Here is a 7,861-nt window from a genome sequence, read left to right on the forward strand (position 1 = left end):
GTAGCCAAGCTCGGCCCATACTCCTTGAGACGGTGGCCGACTTACAAATGATCGAAGGATTGGACATGAGACAGGCAGGCAAGGTGGCGGTTGTCACAGGCGCGGCGCGCGGCATCGGACGCGCTTGCGCGGAACGCTTTTTGGCCGAAGGCGCGAAGCTCGTGCTCGGCGACATCAATGCCGTGGAGCTAGAAAAATGTGCCGCTGAAATCGGCACCACCGACAGCGTCCTGGCGGTCGTTACGGATGTCAGCAAGAAGGAACAGATCGATGGGCTGATTGCAGCGGCGGTGGCGAAGTTCGGCCGTGTCGACATCATGGTCAACAATGCCGGCATCGCTCCGGTCCAGGACTTTCTCGACATCACAGAGGCGGACTACGACAGGGTTCTCGCCGTCAATCTGAAGGGCGCGTTCATGGGCACCCAGGCGGCCGCCCGCCAGATGATCGCGCAAGGTGGAGGCGGCGTCATCATCAACATGTCGTCGATCAATTCGGGCCTCGCCAACCCGCGTGTCGCCACCTACGCGATCTCCAAGGGCGGCATGAACCAGGTCACCAGCACCGCGGCCGTCGCCTTCGCTCCCCATGGCATCCGTGTGGTCGGTGTCGGCCCGGGCACCATCGCCACGGACATGGTCATGGACGGGACATTCATCGATTCGGAAGAAATGAGACGGGCGGTCCTTTCGCGTACACCGCTCGGGCGCCTCGGCACGGCAGCCGAGATCGCCTCGGTCGTGGCGTTCCTGGCCAGCGACGACGCTTCCTACATCACCGGCGAGACGATCTACCCCGACGGGGGGCGCCGCGTGCTGAACTATACGGTCCCGATCAAGGAGTGAGAAGAATGGGGAGTGACGACATGGGTAATTTCGAAAAGCTGCATCACATCTGCATCGTCGTGCACGATATCGACAAGGCGCAGGCCTACTACGACTCCATCGGCATCGGGCCATGGGAGCCCTATCCGCCGCTGGCTGAATACGAAGAACTGCAGGTCCCAAGCCCCGAGGGTTTCAAGGCGATGCAATATCGGATTTGCAACTTGCCGAACGTTCAGCTGCAGCTGTGCCAGCCGAACGGCGATCCTTCACCGCAGCGAATTCATCTCGACAGCAAGGGTGAAGGTGTCTTCCATATCGGCTTCGAGGTTCGTGATGCGGACGCAGCCGAAACCAAGGCGAAAACCGACGGACTTGCCGTGCTGATGCGCGGGCGCCGGGAAAACCGCACCGGCTTCACCTACTACGACACAGCCGACAAGGCAGGCGTGATCCTGCTGACCCGGGCGACCAATCTGCCCGGCAAATGATCTTCGCGCGAAGGATTGGGGCTGGACAAGGAGACGGGGCGACTGATCAGCTGCCCCGCAATTCCTCAAGCCGGTCGACCAGGAATTTGCCGCTGGTGATGATATGCATTTCCAAAAGGCCGACGGCGCGCAGCGTATCCTTGGCTTCGCACAGGTCGATGAGCTGCCAGTGGTCGCGGTCGGACTGGGCCTGGATTTCGGTGAGCGTCACCATCATGCGCGTGTAGCGTTCCAGCTGCTGGTAGATGCGCCCGACCAGTTCGATCGTCGCCTTGCGGCCGGACGGCGCGTAGAGCGCGGCGTGGAAGTTCCAGTTGAGCTGGTTCGAGTACTCGCCTGTCTTGCCCTGCTCCTGGTGCTGCTTTGCGCGCTCGCGGGCCAGCGCGAGGTCTGCCTCCGTCATCCTTGGAATGGCCAGGGCTAGCAGCCATGTTTCGATCCGGGCTCGCAATTCGTAGAGCTCGAGAATCTCGTCCAGGGAAATGGAGGTAACGACGGCGCCCTTGTGGGAAACCAGCGTGACGAAGCCTTCCGAATGAAGCTGATGCAGCGCCTCTCGCACCGGAATTCGGCTGACGCCGAACTCGGTGGCCAGATGCTCCTGCCGCAGCTGAAAGTTGGCCTCGTATTCGCCGATCAGGATCTTCTGCCTGATGGCATCGGCGACCTGGGTCGAGATGGTTTTCTTCTGTACGAGCATGAATCAGCCTGAGGCGGCCGCCGTGTTTGTTGACTGGCGCCGTTTTGATTGAAGAAGTGGACGCATAGCACCGTTGTCACTGCGATGCCATGTCGCCCGTTTCGCTTCAGTAGACATGTTCCTCGATAGGCTGATTGCCAGCGATCCGTTCGTAGCGGAAGGCCGAGAGGTCGACAGATCGGTACTCGCCGTAGGCAATGAGGTCGCTGACGCCCGACCCGGTCGCCGCCGCGTGCATCATGCCGTGGCCGCTGAAGCCGGTGGCCAGGACGAAGTTCGAGATCTCGGGATGCCGGCCGATGATGCCGCTGTGGTCGAAGGTGTTGTACTCGTAGAGCCCCGCCCAGGCGCGCAGCATGCGCAATTGTTCGAAGCCTGGCACACGATAGGCGAGTGCTGGCCAGATCAACTCGTCGAACAGGTCGTAGTCCACATCCAGGCCGAAATCGTCCGGGTCGTTCTCGCGTACCGGTGGAATACCGCACAGGAAGAGCTGACCTTCCGGCCGCAGCCAGAGGCCGCTTGTGTCGAAGATGAAGGGGCAGTTCTCGATCCTTGCCGGTGTTTCGAAGACGAAGACGCATCGCTTGCTCGGGACGACCGGTAGGTCGGCGCCGGCCATCCTGGCAATGCCCGCGCTCCATGGCCCGGCCGCGTTGATCACCGTGCCGGCGGCAAGCCGGTCGCCATTGTCCAGAACCACTTCGCCAACCTTGCCGGGAGACGCCATGGTCAGTCCGGTCACGGTCGCGGCAAGATAGTCCACGCCCTGCGTGCGTGCCTTGCGGCGGAATGCCTGCATCAGGCCGGGGCCGTCGAACCAGCCTTCGCTGCCAAGGCCGAGCGAGCCAAGGGCGAGATCGTCCGTGTTGAGCCATGGGAAGCGTCGCGCCAGATCGGCCTGCTCGATCAGTTCGGCGTCGACGCCCATGCCGCGCTGAACGCGGTTCTTGGCACGCTGCGCGTCGGCCCGCTCGGGTGTCGCCAGCACGAGGTAGCCGGGCTCATGCAGGCCGATGTCGGCCAACTCGTCGCCGATGGCAAGCCGCGTCTTTACCTGGCGCAGGAAGTCGATGCTGAACTTCGACATGGCAATGTTGGGCGCCGTGCCGAACTGCTGGCGGATGGCGCTGGTCGACAAGGAAGACGAGGACGCCGTGTAGTACGGGTCCCGCTCGATCACCGCGATCCTGCCATCGAAATCCGGATTGGCTGACAGAAAGTAGGCGATCGAGCTGCCGACAACGCCGCCGCCGACGATCACCACATCATAGTTTGTGCCCATACCAATCGCGTTCCCTATCTCGAATATCATCCGCGGCGACAAGGATTGGATATCTTCCTCTATCGGTCCACGTCCAAAACGAGACATAACCCGGTCTTCGATGCAGAAAAAGAGGTTTGACGTGAAAAACAGAATACATTATCCAATTTGTAACAGATATCACCTGCCCGGCAACGTCGCGGCAGCCATGCCGAGGATTTCCCGTGGGCCTCATCGCTCCCCGTCTCGACGTCATCAAGCCAAGCCCCAGCATGGCGGTCACCGCGCGGGCAATCGAAATGCGTTCGGCCGGCATCGACGTCATCAGCCTGAGCGCCGGCGAGCCGGATTTTCCAACGCCACCGCACATCGTCGAGGCGGCCTACGAGGCGATGCGCAGGGGGGAGACGCGCTATACGGCGGTCGACGGCACCGCCGCGCTGAAGAAGGCGGTGGCCGGAAAATTCAGGCGCGAGAACGGCCTCGATTACAAGCCTTCGCAAATCAGTGTCGCGGGCGGCGCCAAGCAGATCATCTACAACGCCCTGCTGGCAACGCTGGCCCCCGGCGACGAGGTGGTTGTCCCAGCGCCCTATTGGGTTTCCTACACCGACATCGTCCTGCTCGGCGAAGGCAAGCCCGTGGTCGTTCCCTGCACGGAGCCGCAGGGCTTCAAACTGACACCGCAAGCCCTGCGAGCCGCGATCACCGGGCGCACCAAATGGCTGCTGCTCAACACGCCTTCCAACCCGACAGGCGCCGTCTACAGCCGCGACGAACTTGCGGGGCTGGCGGGGGTGTTGCTCGATCACCCGCATGTGCACGTTCTGACCGACGACATCTACGAGCATATCCTGTTCGATGGACGAACCTTCCATACCATCGCCGGCGTCGAGCCGAGGCTGAAGGACCGTACGCTGACAGTGAACGGGGTGTCGAAGGCCTATGCCATGACCGGCTGGCGGATCGGCTATGCCGGCGGGCCGGAACCGCTGATCCGCGCCATGGCGACCGTGCAGAGCCAAAGCACGTCCAACCCGTCGTCCATCTCGCAGGCCGCGACCATTGCCGCACTGGAAGGTCCTCAGGACTTTCTTCGCCCTCGGGCGCTTGAATTCCAGGCACGGCGCGACCGCGCTTTGGATCTGCTGCGCGCGATTCCCGGTCTCACCTGCCGGACGCCCGAGGGCGCCTTCTATCTCTATCCCAATTGCTCGGCCCTGATCGGTCGTCGCCGCCCGGACGGCACTCCTATCGGCAGCGACGACGACTTCTCGCTTTACCTGCTCGATCAGGCGCGGGTCGCGGTGGTGCAGGGCTCTGCCTACGGCCTGTCGCCGCATTTCCGCATTTCCATAGCCACGTCGATGGACCTGATCGAAAAAGCGATCGGGCGTATCGCCGAGGCTGTCGAAGCGCTGCGGTAGGGCCGGCGATGGATCTCGACTTCGTCCAGAAGCTGATCGAATTTGTCTCGCGTTCGCCCATTGCCGAGTTGGAGATCGAGCGCGATGGCGTTCGTATCCGCATGTCCAGGCAGGGGGTGCTGGCGCAATCCGCGTCGCAGCCTTCGCCGCAGTCGGGGTCAGCCGCCGGCCCTGCCGTCTTCACAAATCCGGCTTCGACAGCTCCGCCCATCGCGCGGCATTCGATCCGCGCGCCGCTGACCGGCGTGTTCTACCGTTCCGGCACCGAAGGCGAACCGCCGCTCGCTTCGGTTGGCGATGTGGTCGTGGAAGGGCAGAAGGTCGGTGTCCTCGAAGCCATGAAGACGTTCAACGTCGTGGAATCCGATCGCGCTGGGCGGATCGTCCAGATCGCGTTGGACGACCATGCCGCCGTGCAGTCCGGCGATGTGCTGTTCGTTCTCGAAGATTTGGGCTAGCGGCGATGTTCGACACCGTCCTTATCGCCAACCGCGGTGAAATCGCGCTGCGCATCCTGCGCGCCTGCCGCGATCTCGGATTGAAGACGGTGGCAGCGCACTCGGAAGCCGACGCGAGCCTTCGCCATGTCGCGCTGGCGGACAGGGCGATCTGCATCGGGCCGGCTGCGGCGACGGAGAGCTATCTCAATATCGCCGAGATCATCGCGGCCGCGCAACTCACCGGCGCGGGCGCGATCCATCCGGGCTATGGTTTCCTCTCGGAAAACGCCGCCTTCGCCGAGGCCGTCGAAAATGCCGGCCTCGCCTTCATCGGGCCGTCGGCCGCGGCGATCCGCACCTTGGGCGACAAGGTCTCCGCCAAGCGCACGATGATCGCTGCCGGCGTTCCCTGCGTTGCAGGGTCGGAGGGGGCGCTGCCGCAGGACGAGCAGGCAGTGCGCGCCATTGCCGAGGCCATCGGCTATCCGGTCATCGTCAAGGCGGCGGGCGGCGGCGGCGGGCGCGGCATGCGCATCGTGCGCGAGCAGCGCGCTCTGTTGGAAGCCGTTTCGATGGCGGTGAAAGAGGCGGACCGGGCCTTCGGCAACCCGCAAGTCTATCTGGAGAAATTCCTTGAGCACCCGCGCCATATCGAGATTCAGATTCTGGCGGACAAGCATGGCAAGGCGGTGTGGTTAGGCGAGCGGGATTGCTCCATGCAGCGCCGCCACCAGAAGATCATTGAGGAGGCGCCGGCGCCCGGCATCGCCCGCGAGGCGATTGCCGAGATCGGCGAGCTGTGTGCCCACGCATGCCTAACCATCGGCTATACAGGCGCGGGCACGTTCGAATTCCTCTACGAGGACGGGCGCTTCTCTTTCATCGAGATGAACACCCGCGTGCAGGTGGAGCATCCCGTCACGGAACTTGTCACCGGCATCGATATCGTGCGCGAGCAGATCCGCATCGCCCGGGGCGAAGCCCTGTCGTTCAGCCAGGAAGACATCCGCATCCAGGGCCACGCCGTCGAATGCCGCATCAACGCTGAAGATCCCTACAGCTTTCGCCCGCATCCGGGCCGGGTCGAGCGCTGGACGCCGCCCGGCGGCCCGGGAATCCGCGTCGAATCGCATCTCTACTCCGGTTACACCGTGCCGCCGCACTACGATTCCCTGGTGGCCAAGCTGCTGGCGCATGGCGCGACGCGGGCCGAGGCGATCCGGCGCATGAGCGGCGCGCTGGGCGAGATGGAGGCTGTCGGCATCGCCACCAACGCGCCGCTCCACGGCCTCCTGATGGAGGAGCCCGGCTTTGCCGCCGGCGGCTTCGATATCCATCATCTTGAACGTCTCATTGAAGGCGGTCTGCTCCAGGGACGAGGCGGCGATGACGGTTGAGGAGCTCGAAAGGCTGGCCGGCTGGTGTGTTAGCGCCGGCATCGGCGAGATCGAAGTGTCGGAGGCCGGCTTTTCGTTGCGCCTGCACATGCAATCCGTTGTTCCCTCGACACCCGCGGCCGAAGCCCCGAAGGCCGAAACGGTCTTCAAAGGCGTGCGCGCGCCCGGCGTCGGCGTGTTCCGTCTCGATCATCCAACGACCGGTCGGCCGGTTGCCGACCCTGGCCAGGTGGTTCGCAAGGGCGAGACGGTCGGCGTCCTGCAGGTCGGCCCATGCCTGAAGGCCGTGCTCGCGCCGGTAGACGGCGTGCTGGGCGCGGCGCTGATCGAGGACGGAGCGGTCGTCGGCTACGGCACGCCGCTCTACGAGCTGGTGTGAAGCAAAGGCGATGGTTCGAACCACTGAGGAAAGCGCCATGGCGGCCCAAGGATTGCAGGTCGATATCAATTCCGACATGGGCGAGGGTTTTGGAGCCTACAGGCTCGGCGACGATGCGGCGATCCTCGACATCGTCAGTTCCGCCAATGTCGCCTGCGGCTTTCATGCCGGCGACCCCGAGATCATGGCTGCCACCTTCTCGATGGCGCGCGACAAGGGCGTTGCCGTTGGCGCGCATCCGAGCTTCGCCGATCTGTGGGGGTTCGGACGCCGCATCATTCCGCATTCCATGGATGAGATCGAAAGGCTGGTCGCCTACCAGATCGGCGCGGCGCAGGCGCTTTCCGCCTATGCCGGCCACCCGATCCACTATGTGAAGGCGCATGGCGCGCTAGGCAATCTTACCCAGACCGATCGTGGCGTCGCCGAAGCGGTGACGCGCGCGGTCAAGGCCGTCGATCCCGGCCTGATCTGCCTGGTCATTGCGCTCGGCTTCCAGGACAGGATCGCGCGCGACGCTGGGCTGACGGTCAGGTCCGAGATATTCGCCGACCGCGCCTATACGGAGGAAGGCTTCCTTGTTTCGCGCAAGCTGGAAGGCGCTGTCATCCACGACGCCGAGAGGGCAGCCGAACGGGTCGTCCGAATGGTCAAGCAAGGCGCCATCGAGACGCTTTCCGGGCAGATGCTGCGGACGCCGATCGATTCGATCTGCGTCCACAGCGACACGCCGGCTGCCGTCGCCATCGCCGCGCATGTCAGGAGACGGCTTGAGGCAAGCGGCGTCAGGGTCAGAGCGTTCGCGGCCTAAGCGACCGAACGGTTACGCGGCCCTGGCGCAGGGGCCCGGCGCGGGCGGTTGAGCAACCCACCGGGCGGGGGCGCGTGCCAGAGGGTTAACGGGCTTGGGGGGGGCGGCCGGAAAGGCCAAATGGTGGT

9 protein-coding genes are annotated in these 7,861 nt (G+C 64.0%); 7 read left to right on the forward strand and 2 right to left on the reverse strand.

Annotated features, from left to right (window positions below; all coding sequences use genetic code 11):
- Window positions 1–65: 65 nt before the first annotated feature.
- Both NKI66_RS15950 and NKI66_RS15955 read left to right on the forward strand, forming a co-directional pair.
- Entirely contained in the window at window positions 66–845 is a 780-nt protein-coding gene (locus tag NKI66_RS15950; protein WP_023809528.1) for an SDR family NAD(P)-dependent oxidoreductase, read from the forward strand.
- A 20-nt stretch (window positions 846–865) separates the two neighbouring features.
- Window positions 866–1,315: a VOC family protein gene (locus tag NKI66_RS15955; protein ID WP_023809527.1), complete on the forward strand. Its 450-nt coding sequence runs from the start codon at window positions 866–868 to the stop codon at window positions 1,313–1,315.
- A gap of 46 nt (window positions 1,316–1,361) precedes the next feature.
- Here the strand turns inward: NKI66_RS15955 and NKI66_RS15960 are convergent, their stop codons facing one another.
- Window positions 1,362–2,015, reverse strand: coding sequence for a GntR family transcriptional regulator (locus tag NKI66_RS15960; protein WP_023809526.1), 654 nt, complete (start codon window positions 2,013–2,015; stop codon window positions 1,362–1,364).
- A gap of 106 nt (window positions 2,016–2,121) precedes the next feature.
- Window positions 2,122–3,300, reverse strand: a complete 1,179-nt coding sequence (locus tag NKI66_RS15965; protein ID WP_352442508.1) for an NAD(P)/FAD-dependent oxidoreductase — start codon at window positions 3,298–3,300, stop codon at window positions 2,122–2,124.
- Between the two features lie 203 nt (window positions 3,301–3,503).
- On the opposite strand from NKI66_RS15965, the gene NKI66_RS15970 reads away from it, so the two are divergent.
- From NKI66_RS15970 to NKI66_RS15990, 5 genes are read left to right on the forward strand one after another with little or no spacing between them, the layout of a single operon-like run.
- Window positions 3,504–4,706: a pyridoxal phosphate-dependent aminotransferase gene (locus NKI66_RS15970; RefSeq protein WP_352442509.1), complete on the forward strand. Its 1,203-nt coding sequence runs from the start codon at window positions 3,504–3,506 to the stop codon at window positions 4,704–4,706.
- Window positions 4,707–4,714: 8 nt separating this feature from the next.
- Complete coding sequence (locus NKI66_RS15975; protein ID WP_023809523.1) at window positions 4,715–5,164, forward strand: acetyl-CoA carboxylase biotin carboxyl carrier protein; 450 nt, start codon at window positions 4,715–4,717, stop codon at window positions 5,162–5,164.
- Window positions 5,165–5,169: 5 nt separating this feature from the next.
- Window positions 5,170–6,543 carry an acetyl-CoA carboxylase biotin carboxylase subunit gene (gene accC / locus NKI66_RS15980; RefSeq protein WP_023809522.1) on the forward strand — a complete coding sequence of 458 codons (1,374 nt, stop codon included), beginning with the start codon at window positions 5,170–5,172 and terminating at the stop codon, window positions 6,541–6,543.
- Window positions 6,533–6,922 (forward strand): acetyl-CoA carboxylase biotin carboxyl carrier protein, encoded by a 390-nt coding sequence (locus NKI66_RS15985; RefSeq protein WP_023809521.1) that lies wholly within the window; start codon window positions 6,533–6,535, stop codon window positions 6,920–6,922. The genes accC and NKI66_RS15985 overlap by 11 nt, the downstream gene beginning before the upstream one ends.
- 37 nt (window positions 6,923–6,959) lie before the next feature.
- Window positions 6,960–7,733: a LamB/YcsF family protein gene (locus NKI66_RS15990; protein WP_031212611.1), complete on the forward strand. Its 774-nt coding sequence runs from the start codon at window positions 6,960–6,962 to the stop codon at window positions 7,731–7,733.
- The last annotated feature ends 128 nt before the right edge of the window (window positions 7,734–7,861 follow it).

Source organism: Mesorhizobium sp. M0518 (assembly GCF_040321125.1).
Taxonomy (GTDB): domain Bacteria; phylum Pseudomonadota; class Alphaproteobacteria; order Rhizobiales; family Rhizobiaceae; genus Mesorhizobium.